Annotated in this window: 21 protein-coding genes; 2 read left to right on the forward strand and 19 right to left on the reverse strand. The window is 44.1% G+C overall.

Annotation, left to right across the window (positions count from 1 at the left end):
• Window positions 1-12: 12 nt before the first annotated feature.
• The 4 genes from hisZ to EAL2_RS07065 form a co-directional block, all read right to left on the reverse strand.
• Window positions 13-1,284 carry an ATP phosphoribosyltransferase regulatory subunit gene (gene hisZ, locus EAL2_RS07050; RefSeq protein ID WP_025435694.1) on the reverse strand — a complete coding sequence of 424 codons (1,272 nt, stop codon included), beginning with the start codon at window positions 1,282-1,284 and terminating at the stop codon, window positions 13-15.
• 105 nt (window positions 1,285-1,389) lie between these two features.
• Window positions 1,390-1,746: a YerC/YecD family TrpR-related protein gene (locus EAL2_RS07055; protein ID WP_025435695.1), complete on the reverse strand. Its 357-nt coding sequence runs from the start codon at window positions 1,744-1,746 to the stop codon at window positions 1,390-1,392.
• Between the two features lie 134 nt (window positions 1,747-1,880).
• Window positions 1,881-3,989 (reverse strand): RNA degradosome polyphosphate kinase, encoded by a 2,109-nt coding sequence (locus EAL2_RS07060; protein WP_322787229.1) that lies wholly within the window; start codon window positions 3,987-3,989, stop codon window positions 1,881-1,883.
• Complete coding sequence (locus tag EAL2_RS07065) at window positions 3,970-5,526, reverse strand: Ppx/GppA phosphatase family protein (RefSeq protein ID WP_025435697.1); 1,557 nt, start codon at window positions 5,524-5,526, stop codon at window positions 3,970-3,972. Before EAL2_RS07065 ends, EAL2_RS07060 begins: the two co-directional genes overlap by 20 nt.
• Before the next feature lie 172 nt (window positions 5,527-5,698).
• On the opposite strand from EAL2_RS07065, the gene EAL2_RS07070 reads away from it, so the two are divergent.
• Window positions 5,699-7,201, forward strand: a complete 1,503-nt coding sequence (locus EAL2_RS07070) for a Ppx/GppA phosphatase family protein (RefSeq protein WP_025435698.1) — start codon at window positions 5,699-5,701, stop codon at window positions 7,199-7,201.
• 13 nt (window positions 7,202-7,214) lie between these two features.
• Here EAL2_RS07070 and tkt read toward each other — a convergent pair whose 3' ends face one another.
• The 11 genes from tkt to EAL2_RS07125 form a co-directional block, all read right to left on the reverse strand.
• Window positions 7,215-9,233 carry a transketolase gene (tkt, locus tag EAL2_RS07075; protein WP_084481012.1) on the reverse strand — a complete coding sequence of 673 codons (2,019 nt, stop codon included), beginning with the start codon at window positions 9,231-9,233 and terminating at the stop codon, window positions 7,215-7,217.
• A 155-nt stretch (window positions 9,234-9,388) separates the two neighbouring features.
• Window positions 9,389-10,213, reverse strand: a complete 825-nt coding sequence (locus EAL2_RS07080) for a pyruvate, water dikinase regulatory protein (RefSeq protein ID WP_025435700.1) — start codon at window positions 10,211-10,213, stop codon at window positions 9,389-9,391.
• Between the two features lie 16 nt (window positions 10,214-10,229).
• On the reverse strand, window positions 10,230-10,871 hold the full coding sequence (locus tag EAL2_RS07085) for a helix-turn-helix transcriptional regulator (protein ID WP_025435701.1): 642 nt from the start codon (window positions 10,869-10,871) through the stop codon (window positions 10,230-10,232).
• 128 nt (window positions 10,872-10,999) lie between these two features.
• Window positions 11,000-11,536 carry a DUF4342 domain-containing protein gene (locus tag EAL2_RS07090; RefSeq protein WP_025435702.1) on the reverse strand — a complete coding sequence of 179 codons (537 nt, stop codon included), beginning with the start codon at window positions 11,534-11,536 and terminating at the stop codon, window positions 11,000-11,002.
• A gap of 36 nt (window positions 11,537-11,572) precedes the next feature.
• Window positions 11,573-12,298 carry a DNA repair protein RecO gene (recO, locus tag EAL2_RS07095; protein ID WP_025435703.1) on the reverse strand — a complete coding sequence of 242 codons (726 nt, stop codon included), beginning with the start codon at window positions 12,296-12,298 and terminating at the stop codon, window positions 11,573-11,575.
• An 85-nt stretch (window positions 12,299-12,383) separates the two neighbouring features.
• Complete coding sequence (gene mgtE, locus EAL2_RS07100) at window positions 12,384-13,760, reverse strand: magnesium transporter (protein ID WP_025435704.1); 1,377 nt, start codon at window positions 13,758-13,760, stop codon at window positions 12,384-12,386.
• 27 nt (window positions 13,761-13,787) lie between these two features.
• Complete coding sequence (gene era / locus EAL2_RS07105) at window positions 13,788-14,681, reverse strand: GTPase Era (protein WP_025435705.1); 894 nt, start codon at window positions 14,679-14,681, stop codon at window positions 13,788-13,790.
• A gap of 17 nt (window positions 14,682-14,698) precedes the next feature.
• A complete protein-coding gene (gene cdd, locus EAL2_RS07110) occupies window positions 14,699-15,091 on the reverse strand; it encodes a cytidine deaminase (protein WP_025435706.1) in 393 nt (130 codons plus the stop codon).
• A 41-nt stretch (window positions 15,092-15,132) separates the two neighbouring features.
• The gene (locus EAL2_RS07115) at window positions 15,133-15,831 is read right to left on the reverse strand and encodes a diacylglycerol kinase (RefSeq protein WP_025435707.1); all 699 of its coding nucleotides are present in this window, start codon (window positions 15,829-15,831) and stop codon (window positions 15,133-15,135) included.
• The gene (ybeY, locus tag EAL2_RS07120; protein WP_025435708.1) at window positions 15,821-16,294 is read right to left on the reverse strand and encodes an rRNA maturation RNase YbeY; all 474 of its coding nucleotides are present in this window, start codon (window positions 16,292-16,294) and stop codon (window positions 15,821-15,823) included. Before ybeY ends, EAL2_RS07115 begins: the two co-directional genes overlap by 11 nt.
• Window positions 16,295-16,335: 41 nt before the next feature.
• Window positions 16,336-17,322 (reverse strand): PhoH family protein, encoded by a 987-nt coding sequence (locus EAL2_RS07125; RefSeq protein ID WP_025435709.1) that lies wholly within the window; start codon window positions 17,320-17,322, stop codon window positions 16,336-16,338.
• 143 nt (window positions 17,323-17,465) lie between these two features.
• On the opposite strand from EAL2_RS07125, the gene ndk reads away from it, so the two are divergent.
• Entirely contained in the window at window positions 17,466-17,870 is a 405-nt protein-coding gene (gene ndk / locus EAL2_RS07130) for a nucleoside-diphosphate kinase (protein ID WP_025435710.1), read from the forward strand.
• Window positions 17,871-17,904: 34 nt separating this feature from the next.
• Here the strand turns inward: ndk and EAL2_RS07135 are convergent, their stop codons facing one another.
• The 4 genes from EAL2_RS07135 to EAL2_RS07150 form a co-directional block, all read right to left on the reverse strand.
• Window positions 17,905-18,297 carry a hypothetical protein gene (locus tag EAL2_RS07135; protein WP_158408904.1) on the reverse strand — a complete coding sequence of 131 codons (393 nt, stop codon included), beginning with the start codon at window positions 18,295-18,297 and terminating at the stop codon, window positions 17,905-17,907.
• Window positions 18,298-18,359: 62 nt separating this feature from the next.
• Window positions 18,360-19,352 (reverse strand): flotillin-like protein FloA, encoded by a 993-nt coding sequence (gene floA / locus EAL2_RS07140; protein ID WP_025435712.1) that lies wholly within the window; start codon window positions 19,350-19,352, stop codon window positions 18,360-18,362.
• Window positions 19,353-20,657 carry an NfeD family protein gene (locus tag EAL2_RS07145; protein ID WP_025435713.1) on the reverse strand — a complete coding sequence of 435 codons (1,305 nt, stop codon included), beginning with the start codon at window positions 20,655-20,657 and terminating at the stop codon, window positions 19,353-19,355.
• A gap of 150 nt (window positions 20,658-20,807) precedes the next feature.
• On the reverse strand, window positions 20,808-21,251 hold the full coding sequence (locus EAL2_RS07150; RefSeq protein ID WP_025435714.1) for a GatB/YqeY domain-containing protein: 444 nt from the start codon (window positions 21,249-21,251) through the stop codon (window positions 20,808-20,810).
• Window positions 21,252-21,272: the final 21 nt, after the last annotated feature.

Genomic DNA, 21,272 nt, shown 5'->3' on the forward strand with positions numbered 1-21,272 from the left:
TGCTCTCCTATCCTATTTCAAAGTTGTACACCTTTTTTCAAATTCCTCAACGCTGAGTTCCTCTTTTTCCTGCGTAGCCACATCTATTATGCTGGCGCTCTCGCCTTCGCAAATCACTAGCTTCCTTATCCCTGTTTCACGGGCATAATCCATATGGTAGCCGTAGCCCTTTAAAAAATCCGTTTCTATGACCATTTCACGCTCTCTTAGCAAGTCGGACGCCTTTATTATTCTCTTTCTGTTCTTGTCCGAATATACAAGGAGGTAATCAGTGCTGACAGCTTCGCTTGTATCAAGCCCCAGCTTTTTAAGTCCTGTTATAAGCTCGTCTACATCCATGCCAAAGCCTGTTGCCGGAATGTAGTGCCCGTAGCTTTCTGTAAGCTTGTCATACCTTCCGCCGCTCAGTATTATCTTGCCGTAGTTCGACATATAACCCTTGAATATCACTCCCGTGTAGTAATCCAGGTGGTTTATAAGGCCAAGGTCTATAGAAATATAGTCTTCATACCCATAGTCCAGGAGTATATGATATACCTGCTCAAGATTTTCTATCGCACTTTCCATCTCCCTGTTGAGACATATAGATTTGGCTTCCTTTATAACCTGCTCTGTATTCCCATAAAGCTCCGGTATTTTTATTATTACCTCTTTTACTCTATCTTCAATATCATTGAACATAAGAAATTTTTCAAGTTCCACAAAATTCTTATTTTCTATTATCGTTTTAAGCCTTTCTCTGTCGGCTGGGGAAATATCTATTTCATCCATTAGCCCCTTAAAAAAGCTTGACTGTCCTATGTCGATTTGGAATTTCTCAATGCCACATGAAAGCAGAGTCTTGATTGCTATATTTATTACCTCTGCATCGGCGTCCGGATTTTGATTTCCGAAATACTCAACTCCCGCCTGAGTGAACTCCTTCTTGCCTTCAGAGTCCTTTGCATCCATTCGAAATACTTTTGATACATAAAAAAGCTTCAGATAGTCCTTTATTCTTTTTCTGTTGTTTACGGCCATTCTTGCTATGGGGATTGTCAGGTCCGGCCTTAAGACCAGCACGTCCCCTTTTGTATCTATGAGCTTGAAAAGCTCCTCTTTTTTTATCGTTCCAGGACTTTGAACAAAAAAATCATAATATTCGAAGACAGGTGTGGAAATCTGTTTGTAAGCATAGCTTCTGAATATTTTCTTGAAGTTCCTTACTATGCTTTCCTTAGTCTGAAAAAACTCATAAAATTCATCTTTTGCTCCCTGTGGGACTTTATAGAATATGTTAACCATGACCTACCTCCGTTTGCTTTATCGATTTAACGCTTTACCACGTTAAATCGCTACATCATAAATTTTACTACGTCTTCAGCCTGTTGTAAATATCCAAATGAAAAATTAAACAAAAAAAGGCCAGAGGCCTTTTATTCTTTTTTTCTTTTTTTCCTTTTTCTCTATGTCGATGTATCCGAGCCTGTCCAGAATCAGCCTGTATCCACCCGCTCCATAAAAGAGGCATTTGCTTATCCTGCTTATAGTGGCAGTGCTGGCTCCAGTTTCCTCTTCTATCTCGCTGTATGTCTTGTTTAGCTTGAGCAGCTTGGCAACCTGGAGTCTTTGAGAAATTGATTGAATTTCCTTTATAGTGCATATATCCTCGAAAAACATATAGCATTCTTTCTCTGTTTCGAGTTCCAGCACAGCTTTGAAGAATTCATCTATATCCTTACTTTTAATATTGCTGTTATATGACACTTATACTCCTCCCTTAACCACACATTATTCGAGTTGCCTTCCACGTCCAATGCTTTAGTTAATTATAGCACTAAACCGATATTCGGGCAATGTTTTCAATCAAGCATATCATTCATATCATCGTCTTAAAGGTCTTAGTCTCTTTTTAGGATTGGCCTGAATCCGCGTTCGACACTAAAACCCTCTTCGACTTCATTTTCCTCCATGGATATGCTGCAAAACATTTCCTGGCTGTTTAAAGCTTCCTTTCCCCTCCTGTCTATTTTTTTGTATGTGCCGTCGTTTCTCATGACCCTTGCCTTCATGGTGTCACTTAGCGATACGTCTAGTATCCTTTTTATTTTCCGCTTATTTTCCCTGTCTTCTACAGGAAACAAAAGCTCTACTCTTCTTGTAAGATTCCTTGGCATCCAGTCTGCGCTTGAGAGGAATATCAGTTCGTTGCCACAGTTATGGAAGTAGAAAATCCTGCTGTGCTCTAAAAATCTGCCGACTATGCTAATCACCCTTATGTTTTCGCTCAGGTCCTTTACTTCAGGCCTCAGGCAGCACACACCCCTTATTATTAGGTCGATCTTGACGCCGGCACAGGAGGCTTCGTAAAGGGCATCGATGATGCTTTTGTCCACAAGGGAGTTCATCTTGGCTATAATCCTTCCCTTTTCACCCGCTCTGGCATTTTTTGTCTCGCCCTTTATGTATCTAAGGAACGTCTGGTCCAAGCCGGGTGAAATGTCGACCTTGTAAAAATCGTGGTTTTTAGAGCTTCCGGAGAGCATGTTAAACAGCGTAGATGCATCCTCTCCAAAAAACGGATTCGACGTAAAAATTCCAATGTCTGTATATAGTCTGGCCGTTGAATCATTGTAATTGCCAGTACCCATATGGACATACCTTTTTATCCCATCCTCTTCCCTTCTAACTATGAGCAGTATCTTGCAGTGTGTCTTGAGCCCTACAAGACCGTATATAACATGGCAGCCCGCCTGCTCGAGCTGCTTGCCCCATTTTATGTTGTTTTCCTCGTCGAATCTCGCCTTGATTTCAAGTATTACTGTAACCTGCTTTCCATTCTCCGCAGCTCTCGAAAGAGCCTTCACTATTGGAGAGTTGCCGCTGACCCTGTAGAGTGTCTGCTTTATTGCAAGCACGTTCGGGTCGTCCGCAGCCTTTTCAACAAGCTCCACTACATGCTCGAAGGAGTCGTATGGATGGTGTAGCATGATATCGTTTTCGGATATGGCATCGAAAATGTCCTCGTATTCCGAAAATATTGCAAGCCTTTGAGGCTTGTACACAGGATATTTGAGTTCAGGTTCGCCAAGCTCGCCCGAGAATTTCATTAGGAATGTCAGGTCTATCGGTCCGCCGATTTCAAAAATGCCCTCCTTGGGCACTTCCATTTCTGACACGAGCACATCAAGCAGCTCGTCTTCTAGTCCCCTTTCATACTCGAGCCTCACAACATTTCCCCATTTTCTCTGCTTTAGCGATTCCTCAATGGCCTCTAGAAGATCTTCCGCTCCTTCCTCGTCTACACTCAGGTCGCCGTTTCTGGTTATCCTGTAGCAACCCATATGTAATATTTCATGTCCCTCGAATAAAAATCCCATATGGTGCTTTATTATCTCCTCAAGGAGTATGTAGGCTCTTCCCTTGCTGCGTGGCAGCTCTATGTATCTAGGCAACACCGACGGCACCTGGACCGTGCCAAATGTTGTTCCTCCCTTTTCATCTTCAAAAAGTATCCCTATGTTGAGACTTTTATTGAGAAGTGTGGGAAACGGCCTGCTCTGGTCAACAACCATCGGCGTAAGCACGGGATATACAGTTTCCCTGTAATAGGCGTCGATAAAGCTCCTTTGGTTTTCATCGAGCTCATAATAATCGAGGAAATCTGTGCCATTTCTGCGCAGCGTTGGTATTATTGATCGGCCCATGCAGTTGTACTCTGAATAAAGCTGCTTTTTGACCCGTTCGCTTATTACCTTTATCTGCTCTGTTGGAGTAAGGCCTGCTATATCGGGAATTTTAAAGCCTGCATTCACCTGATCCCACAGCGAAGCCACCCTTACCATGAAGAATTCATCCAGGTTGGAGCTGGTTATCGCCAGGAATTTCAACCTTTCAGCCAGTGGATTGTTTCTGTCCTGAGCCTCCTGAAGCACCCTCCTGTTGAATTCAAGCCAGCCAACCTCCCTGTTTATATAGTTTTCATAAGTACTATTCCTCAAAAGAATCACCTCTTGTCTTAATCATGACCTTTGTGCCCATAACTTCTTCAAAAAGACCGCATTTTTTGGCCAGCATCCATTTTTCAAGGAAAGTATCCCTTTTGGATTTCACTTTGAATATTACAGTGTCATTTTTGCATGCAATTTTTATTTCATCTATCTTCTGGAGGTGGGATTTGTCAAGGGAGTCGGCTATTTTAAGTATAGCTGCCAGCTTTGCAACTACAACCTGGTCCTCGAATCCAAGATTGGCTATGCGCCACTCCCGGGTGCAATAGTCTTCTTCCCCGTGGCTCATAGCTACATTTGCAATTATCTCAGTCTCCCTGTTTGAAAATCCAATTATGTTTTGCGCCTTTATTATGTCGTACGAGAACAGGCTGTGGTTTTCGTGCGATATTGCCTTGCCCACATCGTGAAGCAATGCGGCAACCTGGAGATAAAGTCTGTGCTCTTTTTTCAGCCTGTGCAGCTTCTTGGTCTGGTTGAATATGCTTACAGCCATCCTCTCTACATATTCCGAGTGCCGTCTTTCCACGCCGAACCTGTCAGCTATGTACCTGACGGAACTTAGCACGTCTTCTCCAAAACCGCTCCCCGAGTCAGCACCAGATGACTTGTCCATAATCTCTACCAGAAGTCCATGTCTTAGGGATACCCAGGGAGCGTTCATAGCCTCTGCTTTGGTCATCTCAAGCATCTTCTTGAATATCATTATCGAAGGCAGCATTATCTCCGCATCCTTGTAGTCGAGGTTGTATGCCTTGGATATTTGCGTTGTAGTCTTTGCGAACACCTCGGAATACAGCCTGAATACCTCGTCTCTTTGTATAGTCTCGTTTCTTTCTCCGCTCTTTTGAGTCGCGCAGAGGCTTGAAATACTCCTTATTCCGCTTCCAAGCGCTATGCACTCTTCAATTTCAAGATGCCTTATCTCATTTTTGACACCCCTTAATGTCTCGTCTACATACTCCTCCATTATGCTCGGAAAATTGAGCGTCATATTTTCAACATCAGCAAGCAGCTCCCTAAGACGCAGCGTGCCCGACTTTAGATAGTGCGTAAATTTGAGCCTGCCTTCCGAAAAAGTTGATATCTCCAAACCTCCCGAGCCTATGTTGACCACAAGCACGCACTTTTTCATCAGATTCTCAGACTGAGGTATATAGTATCTTATGCCCTTGAAAGTCAAAAACCTCTCCTCGGCATTGTTTATTATGTCTACATCAAAACCCGTCTTCGCCCTTATTTGATCTACAACAAAAAGGCTGTTCTCCGCCTCCCTTATTCCACTTGTGGCTACAGCCTTGCAATTTTCTATTCCGTACTCGGCCAGCTTTTTCGAGAAGTTGTCCAGCGAGCTGCATACGTCTCTTAAGGTCTCTGGCCTTATCCTCCCGAAAGTAAATGTATCACGTCCTATTCCCGTATCCTGCCTTAGCTCCTCAATTATTTTTATCTTGCCGCTCTTGTCACTCTGTCCTATAACCATTCGCAGCCTGTTTGAACCTATATCAATGCAAGCTGCCAATTTTGTTGTGTTCATAGATGTTATCCCCTTTTGTTTTGCATTATATCACACGTATAATATTTTTAATTTTATATGTTTGTTAAATTCAATTTTTGCCTATACATATATATATATACATTAAAGAGGCTCTCTAAAACCAAATTTGGAAGCTTTCATAAAATTCAGATCATATAAGGAGATTATTCTAATGAAAAGACTTGGCATAATAGATATAGGTTCCAACTCGGTCAGGCTTGTTCTTGTGGACATAAATGCTCAGGGCCACTTTAAAATTTTCAACGAATTTAAGGAAACAGTAAGGCTCGGGGAGACCGACAGCAAAGGCATGCTCACAGCAGAGAAGATGCAGACTGCCCTTGAAACACTTGGAATGTTCAAAACTATATGCGAGGCTGTAAGGGCTGACGAGATAGTGACGGCTGCAACGGCTGCCGTAAGACGCGCTCCAAATAAAAACGAATTTTTGACGCTCGTATACGAGCGTCTTGGGCTGCGCATACGGGTGCTTTCCGGCGAGGAGGAGGCTTACTATGCCTACTGCGGGGTAATAAACAGCATCGATGAAAAATCAGGCCTGATTATGGACCTTGGCGGCGGCAGCACCGAGCTTGTTCACTTTGAGGACGGAGTCGTCAAAAATAGCATAAGCCTTCCTTTTGGTGCAATAGACGTCACTCGCATGTTTGACACGTCAAATTCAGTGAGTGCAGCTACGGCTCAGGCCCTTAGACGCTTTTTATTCGACGAGCTCGGCAAAGTAAACTGGCTCAAGGATTTGAAAAAAAATATCCCCCTCATAGGCGTAGGCGGCACAATACGTAACATAGGCAAGATAGATAAAAAATCAAAGGACTATCCGCTTGATATGGCACACTATTACATAATGGATCCATCAAGTGTATGCAGTGTATATGAACAGACAAAGGACAGGACTCTCGAGCAGAGGATAAAAATCAAAGGACTTTCAAAGGACAGGGCAGACATATTCTTTGGCGCATGCGCTGTGGTATGGCATATTCTTGAATACTGCCGCATAGACAGGCTCGTTGTGAGCGGCAGCGGTTTAAGGGAGGGGCTTGTGTATGACTACATAGGCAGCAGCTATTCACCTGTTGGCAACATGCTGGATTTCTCACTCAACAACATAATTTCGCAGTTCAACATCAACCGAGTGCATGCCTACCAAGTTTACAAATTGGCCAGCTCCATGTACGTACAGCTTGAGGAACTGTTTGGCTCCAGCAGGGAATGCGAGAAAATACTTAAAACAGCTGCACTGCTTCATGATTCCGGCATAAGCATAAATTTTTACAGCCACGACAGCCATGCATTCTACATGATACTTAATTCCGGCATAAACGGGCTTACCCACCGCGAGATACTCATGAGCGCATACGCCGCATCGCTTCACAGAAATACAAAATTAAAGCTCAAATGGAAACAATACAGCCAGATACTCTCCGAAGATGACATTCGGACAATAATGAAAATCAGCATACTCCTTAGACTCTCCGAAAGCCTGGATACCTGCATGGACAACTTCGTAGAGGATATAAAATGCCGAGTTGACGGCGAAAGTGTGGAGATGAATCCTATAGCCAAGAAAAAGCCAAATGTCGAAATAAGCAGAGCCATCAATACCAGACATGACTTTGAGCAGGTTTTCGGCAAAAAGCTTTTAATACAGTAAACAAAAGGACCCTTTAAAGGGTCCTTTTTAATGATTCCTTGACTGCATTAACAACATTCAACGCTGTCATTCCATATTTCTCCATCAGGAGCTCTCCGGGAGCTGAGGCTCCAAAGCAGTCTATTCCGATTGCCACTCCGCAGTCGCCTGTATGCCTTTCCCACCCCTGAGTAATGCCAGCCTCGAGGGAAACGCGAGCCTTTACAGCGTTTGGAAGCACCTCTGTTTTGTATTCCTCGCTTTGAGCTTCGAAATCCTCAAAGCATAGGAAGCTCACCGCCCTGCAGTCTATACCGTCTTCCAAAAGGAGGTCCCTTGCCTCTTCCAGCAGTTGCACCTCGGAGCCGCTTCCCATTAGTATTGCATCCGGAATGTCTTTATCCTCTTTGATTGCAATATATGCGCCTTTATCCATGTCGCCGCCACATGGCCTTATGTCCCTTAACTTTTGCCTTGTAAGGATTATTGCGCTCGGCCCGTCACACCTTTCTAGCGCCTTTTTCCAGGCAGCCGCCGTCTCCATCATGTTCATCGGCCTATACACGCTGAGGTTGGGTATGGACCTTAGGTTCATAACATGCTCTATCGGCTGGTGAGTAGGGCCGTCCTCGCCGACTCCTATGCTGTCGTGCGTAAACACAAAAATCGAAGGTATTTTCATAAGCGCTGCAAGCCTTATAGACGGCTTCATATAGTCCGAAAAAACCAGAAATGTCGAACAAAACGCCCTGTAGCCCCCGTGGAGCGTTATACCGTTTGTGATGCCTGCCATGGCATGCTCCCTGACTCCATAATATATATTGTCTCCCTCAGGGCATTCCCTTTCGAATATTCCCGAGCCTTTAATAAATGTCTTTGTGGAAGAATTCAGATCCGCAGAGCCTCCAATCAAATTGCCCATCTGCTCCCTTGCAATGTTCAGAACATCCCCTCCGAGTATTCTTGTAGCCTCGCTGGCGTACTCCTTGGTTATCCGCTCGTCAGACATCAGCCATTCAAGCGAATGTTCGCTTTTAAACCACTCGATCAGCTTTTTATGTTTTCCCGGATATGCAGCCTTGTAATTTCCAAGCAGTCCGTCCCAGGCTTTCTTGACGCTGCTTTTCTGCTCGGCTATTTTATTCATGTATTCATATACTTCCTCGGGCACCAGAAACTCGCTTTGCTCATCCCAGCCCATGCTGATTTTGGTAAGCCTCGTCTCGTCCTTGCCCAAGGGCGAGCCGTGCACTTCCGCCTTGCCTGCCTTGTTTGGGCTTCCATAACCTATTACATTTGTTACCATAATGAGTGATGGCCTGTTTGTTTCAGCTCTTGCGTCCCCTATTGCTTCCTGGAGGCAAGTCAGGTCGTTGCCGTCCTCCACCTTCAGGACTTGCCAGCCGTAAGATTTGAACCGCAACTCCACGTCCTCTGTAAATGTATTTTTTGTGCTGCCGTCTATTGTTATGTGGTTGTTGTCGTATAGGCACACTATCTTGCCCAGCCCGAGATGCCCTGCAAGCGAAGCCGCTTCCGCAGATATGCCCTCCATTAAATCGCCGTCACCCGCAAGAATATACGTGAAATGGTCGATAATCTTGTGCTCGGAAGTGTTGAACTCAGCTGCCAGCTTTCTTTCTGCTATGGCCATGCCTACAGCATTTGAAAAGCCTTGTCCCAGCGGACCTGTAGTAGTTTCTACGCCTGGCGTATGGCCGTATTCCGGATGTCCGGGCGTTATGCTGTCCAGTTGCCTGAAATTCTTTATATCATCAATTCCTATTCCAAAGCCAAAAAGATGCATCAGTGAATACAGGAGCATCGAGCCATGCCCGGCCGAAAGCACAAACCTATCTCTGTCGATCCATTCTGGATTTTTAGATGATATTTTCAAGAAATCCTTCCATAAAACATATGCCATGGAGGCAGCTCCCATAGGCAGACCCGGATGGCCAGAATTAGCCCTATCCACCGCGTCTACTGACAAGAACCTTATCGTATTTATAGTTTTCACATCGATGCTGTTCACATAATCACCCCTGGTAGTCATAGTATTTACTACTTTATTAATTACCCAGAAGTTCGCCTTCTAAAAAAATAATAATTACAGACATTGTTATGCACGAATTCAAAACAATAAAAATGGCATGAGCCGGAAATTCAACCAGACTCATGCCGCGCTGCAGTTTTATTTACTTTTGTATTTTAGTCCTTGTATATCTTTATTCCATTCGCCTTCATTATGTCGAGGATTATGCCCGCAGTCTCCTCTATGGCCTTGTTGGCAACATTTATAATAGGACATCCGATTCTTCTCATAATTGTCTCGGCATAGCTTATCTCTTCGAGTATCCTCTGGTATGATGCATAGTTGGCGTTGCTTGCAAGCCCCAGCGCCTTGAGCCTTTCAGTCCTTATCTGGTTGAGTTTTTGTGGCGAATTCGTAAGCCCGACTATTTTCCTCGGACTTATATCGTAAAGCTCCCTTGGAGGCTCAGCCTCAGGTACTAGCGGAATATTTGCAACCTTTATGTTCTTGTTTGCCAGATACATGCTCAGCGGCGTTTTGGATGTCCTTGATATGCCTATTAGCACTATGTCAGCCTTTTCGAATCCCCTGGGATCCTTGCCGTCGTCATATTTTACGGCAAATTCGATTGCCTCCACTCTTCTGAAATACTTCTCATCGAGCTTTCTTATTATTCCCGGTTCCCTTTTAGGGACCAGGTTTGTCCTTAAGGCTATACTGTTTATTAGATCGCTGAGCAAATCCACGTTAGGTATATTCTCCCTGCTGCAGAAATTTACAAGCTGCTCAACGAATTTAAGGTTTACAAGCGTATAGAGTATTACTGAATTTTCTTCCTTTGCAAGATTTAGAATATCTCCAAGATTTTCTTCGTCAAGCACATATGAATATCTTTTTATCTCATAATCGGTGGTGGTGAACTGGCTTATTGATGCTCTTGCAACCTGCTCAGCCGTTTCTCCCAGAGAATCCGATATTACGTATATAACCAAATGATTCATATTGCGTCCTCCATATTTATTCTCCTGCTAGCTCAACGAAAAATCTAGCTATATTTATCTTTGAAATTTTCCCCAAAATCTTGTAGCCTTCTTTTCCGTCCTCTCTCTTGACATGCTCAACTACAGGGACTGAATCGACCTCGTGCTCTATTATTTTTCGAGCCACGTCTGATATGTTCTCATCAGGAAAAGCCATTACTATGTTGGGCCTCCTGGTCATTATTATACCCACGGGAATCTTGTTTATGTCAATTCCGCCTATAGCATTTTTGAGCAGGTCCTTTCTTGAAACTACTCCTGTCAGGAATCCCCCATCTGTGACAAATACGCTTCCTGTATCCTCTAGGAATATTGTCACTATCGTATCGTACACCGTGGCCTCCTCGCCGACAACCACAGGGAGACTCATAAGATCCTCCACTTTTTTGGACCTTAGCTTCTTGGCTATAAGGTTGTTTTCATCTATGCCCACATAGAAATATCCCACCTTGGGCCTTGCATCCAGTATGCCTGACATTGTAAGTATCGCAAGGTCTGGACGCAACGTCGCCCTAGTGACACTTAGCAGTGTCGCTATCTGCTCACTAGTAATAGGGCCGCTTTGCTTGACAATTTCTATAATCTTCAACTGCCTGTCTGTCAATTGTATTTTAATCACCTCTTTGCAATGTGATATACTATTTATATAGTGTATATTATAAATCTATTATCATAAAATGTAAATAATCTATAGGCAACAATTTGACAAAAATAAAACCTCCTGTCTCCAGAAGGTTTTATTTTTGTCTATTCCTTGTCTTTTTCAGACTCTTCTTTTTTTTCTTCCTCGGCTTTTTCTTCTTCGGAGCACTCTTCAGACTTCTTGCCTAAGTTCATTTTTTCCTTCATCTCACATATTTTTTCTTCAGTCATGTCGTTAAGGTCGACCACTTCGCCGTCGTCTTTTACTATCTTTATCTTGTACTTGGCAAATACTGCTGCTGAAACCCCTATCATTGCCGCTATTGGAGCCAATATTAGCCCCAGGGCGCCTATTGTCACCGGAAGATTCAAAAGTACATCTCCATCCTTTTCCAGTATGACTCTTGTGACATTCCCCTTTTCAAGAACTTCCTTGAGCTTGTCTATGGCCTCGCCGCTCTTTTCACTTATTTTAGCGTTCATATCCTCAAACTTGCCCTTGCTGCCCTTCTTTTCAAGCGCTATTATGGCTTCTATAACGTCGCCCTCTGCACTCGATAGTGCATTTCTGGCCTCCTCGTAGCTTGCCCCTGTTCTTTCCACAATCCTGTCAATCTTTTCAAGAGTTATTTCGTTATCCATATTCACTGCCCCCTCATCAAACAATTTGTTTTATTTTCAATAGGTTGTCTGCTCTTCATAGCCATCTACATTTGCTCTGAGGCAAAGTCTCAAAACCTTTTTTAACTGTCCGACTATGAATGGCGACACCTTGGCCTTGACGCAGATGTTAAACTCGCTTCCTGTGATGTATCTCATCAGTTCAAGTGTTGTCGGATCTATGCGCATGTGAGGCTGGCCCTCGCTGGCACAATCGCTGCATATGCAGCTTCCATTTTCAGGCTGAATCAAGTTGCCTATCCCGTCCTTGCTGCCGCAGCTTACACATTTTGTGACCTCGGGCCTGTAGCCGATGTAGTCCAGGTATTTAAGCTCAAATAGTCTCGTTACATACTCGAAATCATACTCCTTGTACGCATAGCAGTAGAGCGTCTTTAGCAGCAGCGCAAAAAGCCGGTTGTTCGTCTGGTTCTCGACCACCACGTTTTTCGTCAGGTTGAGCACATACGAAGCATACGAGAGGGTTTTCAAGTCCTTCGATATATCAAAGAAGGTATCCTTGACATCGCACTGGCTTATATTAAACATTGAGGATGACTTATAGAGCATATAGCTTCCGTATGTAAACGGCTGTGAACACGCAAGCAGCTTGCTGTTGCTCCTTCTCGAGCCTTTTGCTATTGCCGACACCTTCCCCAGCTTTTTTGTGAAAAGTATTAGTATGCTGTCTGAGTCTGAATATCTTATGTTTTTTAATACCACTGCATCAGTTTCTATAAACATGTTATTACCGCCTTATATTTTTTTATACCCACTTTTGTGCAGGTATAAAACTCAAAAAAACACAAAGACCCGTGTAGGGTCATTGCTACGCTTGCAAAAGAATAAGCGTTGTAAGTGTGAAATATATTGTTATGCCTGTAATGTCGAGCGCTGTTGATATGAATGGCGCAGATGCCACAGCCGGGTCTATTCCCCACTTTTTAAACAGTATTGGCACCACAGTTCCTATTGTAGCAGCAGTTATCATGTTTGCCGCCATGGAAATGCCTACCACTATACCCAGTCTTATGTTATTCATCCAGAAAAAAGCCACAGCGCACACCAGGAGACTGCATATCGTCCCTACGCACACTCCCACGCTCATCTCCTGGAATATGGTCCTTAGGCTTTTGCCGGCATCAACATTGCCGGTGGCAAGCCCCCTGACAGTCAGTGTTGATGACTGTGTGCCCACATTACCTCCCATGCCTGTAAGCAATGGCATGAAAAACGCTACTGCCGCATAGCTGTTTAGTGTGTCTTCGTAGCGGCTGAGGATTGTTGCCGACATGATCCCTCCAAAGAGTGTCACTATGAGCCATGGCAGCCTTGCCTTGACCGACGAGAATATCCTTATACTGATTTTGTCCTCTTCGTATAGCTCCGCTTCGGCCTCCATTGTTCCCGCGAACTTGTATATGTCCTCTGTTGCCTCTTCCTCTAGGACGTCCATTATGTCGTCAAATGTTATTATGCCTCGAAGCCTGCCGTTTGTGTCGGTAACAGGTATTGCGAGCAGGTCATACTTTTTAACTACTCTTGCTACCTCTTCCTGGTCGTCGTTTATGTTTACATATATGATGCTTTCGCTCATTATATCCTCAACCAGAGCATTCGGCCTTGCAACTATGAGCTCTCTTAGCGATATTACGCCTGAGAGCCTGTTGTTTTTGTCTACAACATACACGTAATATATGGTCTCCGCATCGGGAGCATGCTCTCTCAGGTGCTCTATGGCGTTGTATATAGTTATGTCTTTTCTGAGAGATACAAATTCGGTGGTCATTATGCCGCCGGCTGTATCTTCATCGTATACAAGCAGTTCCCTTATGTCTTCAGCATCCTCTGCATCCAGAAGGTTTATGAGCTCCAACCTTTTTTCCTCAGAAAGCTCAGCTAATATGTCGACCATGTTGTCAAGCGACATAAGCTCCAGCAGCTTTTTTTTGTGCTCACTTGTTAACAGCGAAAGTATCTTTGAAAACATGTCTGAATCGAGCTCGTCAAGTACCTTTGCGGCAAGCTCCCATGAAATAACCTGAAAAACCTTGTGCATTTTTTCTTCAGGGAGTTCCACCATCATTTCAGCTATGTCAGCGGGGTGCATTTCTTCAATGTACTCGTTCAGGTCTACGATTTTCTCACTGTCTATGAGCGCTTCAATTTCGACAAGCTTTTCCTCGAACAGCTCCTTGTCTTCCATGCACTCCCCTCCTTTTATTCCGCCTCTTTAGTCCTGCCTAAAGCCCAGGCTTCTTATGGCATTGTCCCTGTCTCTCCAGTTTTCCTTTACCTTAACCCACAGCTGCAGATTGACCTTTGAGCCAAGGAGCAATTCTATTTCTTCCCTTGCTGCCTTTCCTATGCCTTTTAGCTTTCTTCCGTTTTTACCTATTATTATGCCCTTGTGTGAGTCCCTCTCGCAGTATATGACCGCAGAAATATCTACAAGATCTTTTCCCGCCCTTGATTTTATCTGCTCTATGTCGACAGCTATCCCGTGGGGCACTTCCTTTTCAGTGTAGTTGAGTATTTTTTCCCTTATAATCTCTGATATAAGCACTCTTTCAGGCTGGTCCGTAACCATGTCATCAGGGAAATATTTCGGTCCCTGCGGCATATATCTTTTTATTACATCTATGAGCTTCTTCAAGTTGTTGTGCTTTAGCGCCGATATCGGTATTATCTCGTCGAAAATCCCAACCTTGTCATAACGCTTCACAAGCTCTATGAGCTCCTCTTTTGATATCTCATCAATCTTGTTTATAACAAGCACCTTTGGAGTCTTTACAGCTTTGAGGCTTTCGATTATCATCGAATCCCCTGCGCCCGTGTAAAGCGAACTGTCAACCATGAGCACCACCAGATCAACCTCGCCTAGCGTCTGGCTTGCAGCTTTCATCATGAACTCACCCAGCTTGTTTTTTGGCTTGTGCATTCCCGGGGTGTCTATAAAGACAACCTGGCTCTCGCTGTCTGAATAAACTGCTTGTATCCTGTTTCTTGTCGTCTGAGGCTTGTCGCTTATTATAGCAACCTTTTCCCCCACCACCGCGTTTATTGTAGTAGACTTCCCAACATTGGGCCTTCCTATAACACTAACAAATCCTGATTTAAAACTCACTATATCTCCTCCATAAGCTACTCTATATTAATTTTTGTAAATGCCTTTGGCAAAAGCTCGCTTATCTTGAAAACCTCCAAGTCCACCTCGCCTGTTCCTACTATTATGTCTATGTCCTCACCGAACTCGACTATTACCTGCCTGCATATTCCGCACGGGAAAGTGCAGGTTTTTGAATCAGAAGCTATTGCTATTGCCTTGAAGCAAAGCTCACCCTCGGATACCGCTTTGACTATGGCAGTTCTTTCAGCGCAGCTTGTGGCTGCATAGCTTGCGCATTCCACGTTGCAGCCCAAGTAAACTTTTCCGCTGCTGGTAAGCAGCGCAGCTCCTACCCTAAATCCGGAATATGGAGCATAAGCTCTATATTTTGCCTCCTGGGCAAGCTTCAAAAGTGTCTGATAATCCATATTACACCTCTTTCAAGCAGTCTTTATGCGAGTAGCTTGCACTATCTTAGAAGTTTGAACAATATGACTGTGATAAGTATCCCTATGGCAGCGCCTGCGACAGCCTCCATCCTGGTGTGTATGTTTGAATGCACCCTGCTTTCTGAAACTATAAGGGCTAATACAAAGGCCAACGCAGATGCAAGGAGCTTTTCCTCGGACATTGCTATTGCAGTTGCAACAGAAAATGCAACTGCTGAATGCCCGCTTGGAAATCCCCCCTTGATATAACTGCCTCTTTTGAAAAACAGCTTCAGCCCTATTACCAGGGCAATATTGATTGCAAGCGCTATAATCAAAATATTGATATCGATTTCAATAATACTGTCAAGTCCTGTAAGCGGAAGCGCCAGCAGCTTGTCAAAAAAAACAAGGTAGCCTATCGCTGCTGCATTTATTGCAGCCACCATTACAGCTGCGGCCGATACATCCTTTACAAATCCAGCCATTTCACTGTATTCGCTCGTAAAAAGATCCACGGCTTTTTCAATCGCCGTGTTTACCAGTTCAAGAGATATCACAAGTGATATTGAAAAAAGGACTGCAGCAATTTCAAGTTTAGACAAGCCAAGCAATATGCTGAGCATTACCGCAATAGCAGCCGCGAAAATATGTAGCCTGAGATTCCTCTCGCTCCTTAAGGCCACTATTATGCCCTTTATCGCATTGTCAAAGCTGCTTGAAATGCTTTTATTTTTCATTCATCTCCCTCACTATTCCCAGCGAAGAAAGAACCATCTCCTCTTTTCCCCGCATCTCCTTAGCTCTTTCATCATTGTCATGATCATAGCCCATCAGGTGGAACATGCTGTGGCACACAAGAAATGCAATCTCACGTTCGAAACTGTGGCCATATTCTCTGCTCTGCTCAAGAGCCCTTTCAAGCGATATTACTATGTCCCCCAGAAGGTTGTCCTCCAGGAACTCATCTTTTTCGTCCTTGCCTATAAGCGGAAAAGAGAGCACATCCGTCGGCCTGTCAATCCCCCTGAATTCGCTGTTTAATCTTTTTATCTCTTCATTGTCAACAAAAAGTATGCTGACTTCATAATGCGTTCCCCAGCCCTCATGTTTTAAAGATTCCTCAACAACAGACCTTATCTTGCCCTTGAGGTCTTCTTCAAATTTCACCTTATCCTGGGCATTTGTAATCTCAATATTCAAGATTGGACCTCCATAAAACTTGATTTTCTATTTCCGGTTTTCTATTTTTTTAAGGCCTTTCGTTCCTCAGCTATTTCGAATTTTTCATAGGCCTTTATTATCCTTTGTACAAGTTCATGCCTTACTACATCCTTTTCCGTAAGGATTGAAAAACCTATTCCCTTTACGTCTGAAAGCACCTGCTGGGCATGTACAAGGCCTGTCTTTTTGGATGAAGGCAAGTCAGTCTGCGTTATGTCTCCCGTCACAACGGCCTTTGAGCCAAACCCCAGCCTTGTCAAGAACATCTTCATCTGCTCTTTCGTGGTATTTTGAGCTTCATCGAGTATTATGAAAGCGTTGTCAAGCGTCCTGCCCCTCATGAAGGCAAGCGGAGCCACCTCTATCATTCCCTTTTCCATATATTTATTGAACCTGTCCGCCCCGAATATTTCAAAAAACGCATCATAAAGAGGCTTAAGATATGGATCTATTTTCTCCTTGAGATCTCCCGGAAGAAAACCCAGGCTTTCCCCCGCCTCAACCGCAGGCCTTGTAAGTATTATTCTGTTTATCTGCTCCGTTTTGAAAGCTCTTACAGCCATTGCTACTGCCAAATATGTCTTCCCCGTACCTGCCGGCCCAATACCGAAAGTTATGTCGTTGTTTTCGATGCTTTTTATATATTCCTTCTGCCCGAATGTCTTTGGCTTTATAGGATTGCCCTTGGCTCCTATTACTATTGTATCTTCAAGAAGCTCAGACGAACGCTTTTCATCGCCGTAGCCCTGCTTTATCATCTCGAGCGAATAGGCCACATTCTGCTGATTAAGGGACTCGCCCTTCTTTACAAGCCTGGAAAGGTCATCAATAAGCTTTTCTGCCTTGATTATAGCCTCTTCTTCCCCTATTATCACAGCATTGCCTTCCCTGAGGACTATGTGTATGCTGAGCGCATCCTCTATAAGCTTTATGTTCTGGTCAAATTCACCAAACAGCTCTCTCTGAAAATTTTCGTCGCTGATTTCCAGCTTTTTTTGCTCTACCAAAAATTTTCCTCCTTGTAGTTAAAAAATTTCCATAAATATTATAACATATATATTTTTTAAAAATCGTATATTTCCAATTTATTATTTTTCAAATCGGATTCTGGGTAGACATGTATTATAGCCTTTGTAAAGGAGATGTTATTATGGAAAAGACACTCGTTCTAATCAAACCCGACGGCGTGAGCCGCGGCCTTGTTGGTGAAATAATAAGGCGCTACGAAGCCCACATGCTCCATATCAGCGAAATGCAGCTTGTGCAGCCTACAGCCGAAATGCTGTGCGCTCACTACATAGAGCATGTTGATAAGGACTTCTTCTGCGAGCTTGTCGAATACATGAGCAGCGGCCCGGTGATTGCGCTTGTGCTCTGCGGCGAAAGCGCCATAAGCCTTGTCAGGAAGATAAACGGCTCCACAAACTTTATGAGCGCCGAGCTTGGAAGCATACGCGGCGACTTCGCCTCTTCAATCACCCAAAACCTCGTGCATGCCTCCGACTCCCAGTCGGGTTTCGAACGCGAGTACGATATCTGGTTTAAATCACTGTGAATACAGAAGATGTAAAAAGCTGCCTTACGGCAGCTTAATTTTTTTTCCTCATACTAATAGGTTTTGAGAGTATTTCCGAATATATTATGCCCCTGACTAAGTCTTCCCTTTGTTCAAAGAGCGTGATCCCTGATGAAATCTGGGAACTGCCGTATATAGGGTGACTTTCGTCGTACTCGTCAGATATTGCCGTCGCAGCAGGCCTTACTGGCTGCTTTTTTGGGGCAGACTTTGCCATTTTAGGAGGCTCAATAACTTCAACGGACACTCCCTCTGTGCGTGCTTGCTTTTCAAGCTGATACTGCTCCTGGACCTTCTGGGCTATATCCTTGAAGTAATCTTCAATCCCTTTGCCCGCAGGCTTTACCTTGCGGAGCTGCTGGGCCTTGGGCTTTTGTTGCATGCTGGCCTTTTTCTTTTTTCCCAAAATGTTGTTAATGATTATCAGGAAAATTATCCATAAAATACCATCCAAGTCATCACGCCCTTTTACTTCTTGTCTTCAGGCTTATCTGTTCTGCTTCCGGCTGTTCCTGAAATCGACTCCCTCATGATCGTGTCGGCCATTACATTCTTCATGTTGTAGTAGTCCATAACACCGAGATTGCCGCTTCTGAAAGCTTCAGCTATGGCAAGAGGCACCTGCGCCTCGGCTTCCACAACCTTCGCTCTCATCTCTTCGACCATAGCCTTCATTTCCTGCTCCTTGGCTATGGCCATGGCCCTTCTTTCTTCCGCCTTAGCCTGAGCTATCTTCTTGTCAGCCTCTGCCTGATCAGTCTGAAGCTGAGCTCCTATGTTTCTTCCAACATCCACATCGGCTATGTCTATGGAGAGAATTTCAAATGCCGTACCAGCGTCAAGACCCTTTTCAAGCACTGTCCTTGATATCCTGTCCGGATTTTCAAGCACCATCTTGTGAGTCTCGGCAGAGCCTACAGTTGTTACTATGCCCTCACCTACACGTGCAATTATAGTTTCTTCCCCGGCTCCTCCAACGAGTCTGCCTATGTTAGCCCTTACAGTCACTCTGGCGCGCGCTATTACCTCTATTCCATTTTTTGCAACTGCCGCAATCTTTGGTGTCTCTATTACCTTTGGATTTACGCTCACCTGCACAGCCTGAAGCACATCTCTTCCTGCCAGATCTATTGCGGCCGCTTGCTCAAAGCCAAGCTCTATGTTAGCCCTTTGCGCTGCAATCAGAGCATTTACAACGGAGTCCACATCCCCTCCTGCCAAATAGTGTGCCTCAAGCTTGTCTATGCTAAGATCAAGCCCAGCTTTTGTAGCCTTTATCATAGGACCTACTATTCTCGATGGGGCTACGCGCCTGAATCTCATGCCCACGAGTGTGAGTATCGAAACCTTTACACCTGAAAACAAGGCCGTAATCCACAGTCCTACAGGTATGAAGCTGAAAAACAGCGACAAAAATATGAGGATTATTCCAACTAATAGTATTGAACCTAAGTATGCCATTTATTCTTCCCCCTTTTTTCTGACTATTATTTTGCTTCCTTCGACCCGTATTACTTTAACCAATTCATCCTTCTGTATGAATTCGCCATCAGAGACAGCATCTAGTATATTGTTGTCTATCTCGATTTTGCCTGAAGGCCTCAGGAATGAAACTGCTCGTCCTTCTCTGTCGATATATTCAAGCATTTCCTTTGCAGGAATGAATCCCGACTCCTTGCTAAGGTTTGTATCAAGCAGCAGTGTCTTTGCCAGCTTTCGCTTTGGCAGTTTTTTAAATATTAACACAACTACCACAACAGTCAGCACTAGCGCTATGAGCATATAGACAAGTGCAAGTGTCAGCGAGCTGGAAGCCATGACTATGCTGAGCACCATACCTGCGATGCCAAGCACTCCGAAAACTCCAAAACCCGGCGCAGCAGCTTCCGCTATGAGCATGGCTATTCCTGCAATAAACAAAACAACTGAAAGCAAGTGTGCATTTCCCCCCATTATTGAGCCCATGAAAAAGAGAGAAAAGCCTATTATGCTAAGCAGCCCTCCGATTCCAAATCCGGGCGTAATGATTTCAACGACAAGCCCTATGAAACCAAGTGCAAGCAGGAGTGGCGCAACATATGAAGAGCTTATAATATTTATGAAGTCTTCAATGGGCGTTGATTCAACTACATTTTCGCTGAAGCTCTCTATGCCCAGGCTCCTGTAGACCTCTCCCCTTGATGAAGCCTTGCCGTCTATAAAGCCAAGCTTGAGTGCCTCTTCCGTAGTCAGATTGAGCAGCTTGCCCTTTTCAACCACTCCTTCGATTTCAATGTCCTTGTCCGCCATTGCCATCACAAGCTCAGTGTCCCTTCCCTTCTCCTCGGCGACAGTCTTGAGCTGTTTTTTCCAGTAGGATATATTCTTTTCAGTAGCCGGTATTGTCTCGGCCGAGCCAATCGTGGCACCTGGCGCCATGTAAATATTGTCGCATGATATGCTCACAAGCACTCCTGCTGAAATTGCCCTTTTGTTTATGTACGCAACAGTCTTAATATCGCTTTCGAGTATGACATCACTTATGTTTACTGCAGAATCGATCCTGCCGCCATATGTATCGATATCAAACAGCACAAGTGACGCTCCCTCCTCCTCCGCCTTGCTCAAGGAGCTCTTTATGTAGCTGAAAAGTCCGGGAGTTATTTCGCTTTTTACATTGATAACATATACTTTCTCTTTTTCCTGCGCAAATCCGGTGAAAGCGCTCGGAAGCGCCACCAAAATTGCAACAAGAAAAGCAATGCTGCATAAAAATAATCTTTTCATCCCCACCCTCTTTTCTTCATCGACTAGTTATTAATTGTGTTTATTTACAGCCATACCGACGGCTACATTTATAGAATTACCCTCATTTTCAGAAATTAAACTTATTCTGGAAATAAAACAAAGAGGCAAAACTAAGTTTGCCTCTTGCATCTATTGTAATAATTCTTTTGCTATTTCGTTTATGAGCTTTCCATCAGCTTTGCCCTTCAGCTTGGGCATCAAGGCGGCCATAAGCCTTCCCATGTCTTTCACCGATGAGGCTCCTGTTTCGCTTATAGTCTGCACAACTATGCTTTTTACTTCTTCTGCGCTCATTTGTTCCGGGAGATAAGATACCAAAACATCTATTTCTTTTTTAGTCTGATCTACAAGATCTTCCCTCTGAGCTTTTTCAAATTCAACAAGGGAATCTCTTCTTTGTTTCAGCTGCTTGGATATTGTGTCAATGACCTTATCGTCATCAGCCTCAACTCTGTTATCCACCTCGTACTGCTTTATTGCTGACCTTATAAGCGTAATTACAGATTTCTTAAGATTGTCCTTGTCTTTCATGGACTGCTTTAAGTCGTCCATTAGCTGGTCTTTAAGGGCCATTTTTATTCACCTCTTACAAGA

The organism is Peptoclostridium acidaminophilum DSM 3953, assembly GCF_000597865.1.
Taxonomy (GTDB): domain Bacteria; phylum Bacillota; class Clostridia; order Peptostreptococcales; family Peptostreptococcaceae; genus Peptoclostridium_A; species Peptoclostridium_A acidaminophilum.

Bases quoted from the DNA above. Each gene is read 5' to 3' on its own strand.
- ndk (WP_025435710.1), top strand. From the start codon at position 17,466: ATGGAAAAGACACTCGTTCTAATCAAACCCGACGGCGTGAGCCGCGGC.
- EAL2_RS07065 (WP_025435697.1), bottom strand. From the start codon at position 5,526: ATGAACACAACAAAATTGGCAGCTTGCATTGATATAGGTTCAAACAGG.
- EAL2_RS07070 (WP_025435698.1), top strand. From the start codon at position 5,699: ATGAAAAGACTTGGCATAATAGATATAGGTTCCAACTCGGTCAGGCTT.
- EAL2_RS07150 (WP_025435714.1), bottom strand. From the start codon at position 21,251: ATGGCCCTTAAAGACCAGCTAATGGACGACTTAAAGCAGTCCATGAAA.
- EAL2_RS07115 (WP_025435707.1), bottom strand. From the start codon at position 15,831: ATGAAAAATAAAAGCATTTCAAGCAGCTTTGACAATGCGATAAAGGGC.
- EAL2_RS07145 (WP_025435713.1), bottom strand. From the start codon at position 20,657: ATGAAAAGATTATTTTTATGCAGCATTGCTTTTCTTGTTGCAATTTTG.
- recO (WP_025435703.1), bottom strand. From the start codon at position 12,298: ATGTTTATAGAAACTGATGCAGTGGTATTAAAAAACATAAGATATTCA.
- floA (WP_025435712.1), bottom strand. From the start codon at position 19,352: ATGGCATACTTAGGTTCAATACTATTAGTTGGAATAATCCTCATATTT.
- hisZ (WP_025435694.1), bottom strand. From the start codon at position 1,284: ATGGTTAACATATTCTATAAAGTCCCACAGGGAGCAAAAGATGAATTT.
- EAL2_RS07090 (WP_025435702.1), bottom strand. From the start codon at position 11,536: ATGGATAACGAAATAACTCTTGAAAAGATTGACAGGATTGTGGAAAGA.
- cdd (WP_025435706.1), bottom strand. From the start codon at position 15,091: ATGGATTATCAGACACTTTTGAAGCTTGCCCAGGAGGCAAAATATAGA.
- EAL2_RS07080 (WP_025435700.1), bottom strand. From the start codon at position 10,213: ATGAATCATTTGGTTATATACGTAATATCGGATTCTCTGGGAGAAACG.
- mgtE (WP_025435704.1), bottom strand. From the start codon at position 13,760: ATGGAAGACAAGGAGCTGTTCGAGGAAAAGCTTGTCGAAATTGAAGCG.
- tkt (WP_084481012.1), bottom strand. From the start codon at position 9,233: ATGACTACCAGGGGTGATTATGTGAACAGCATCGATGTGAAAACTATA.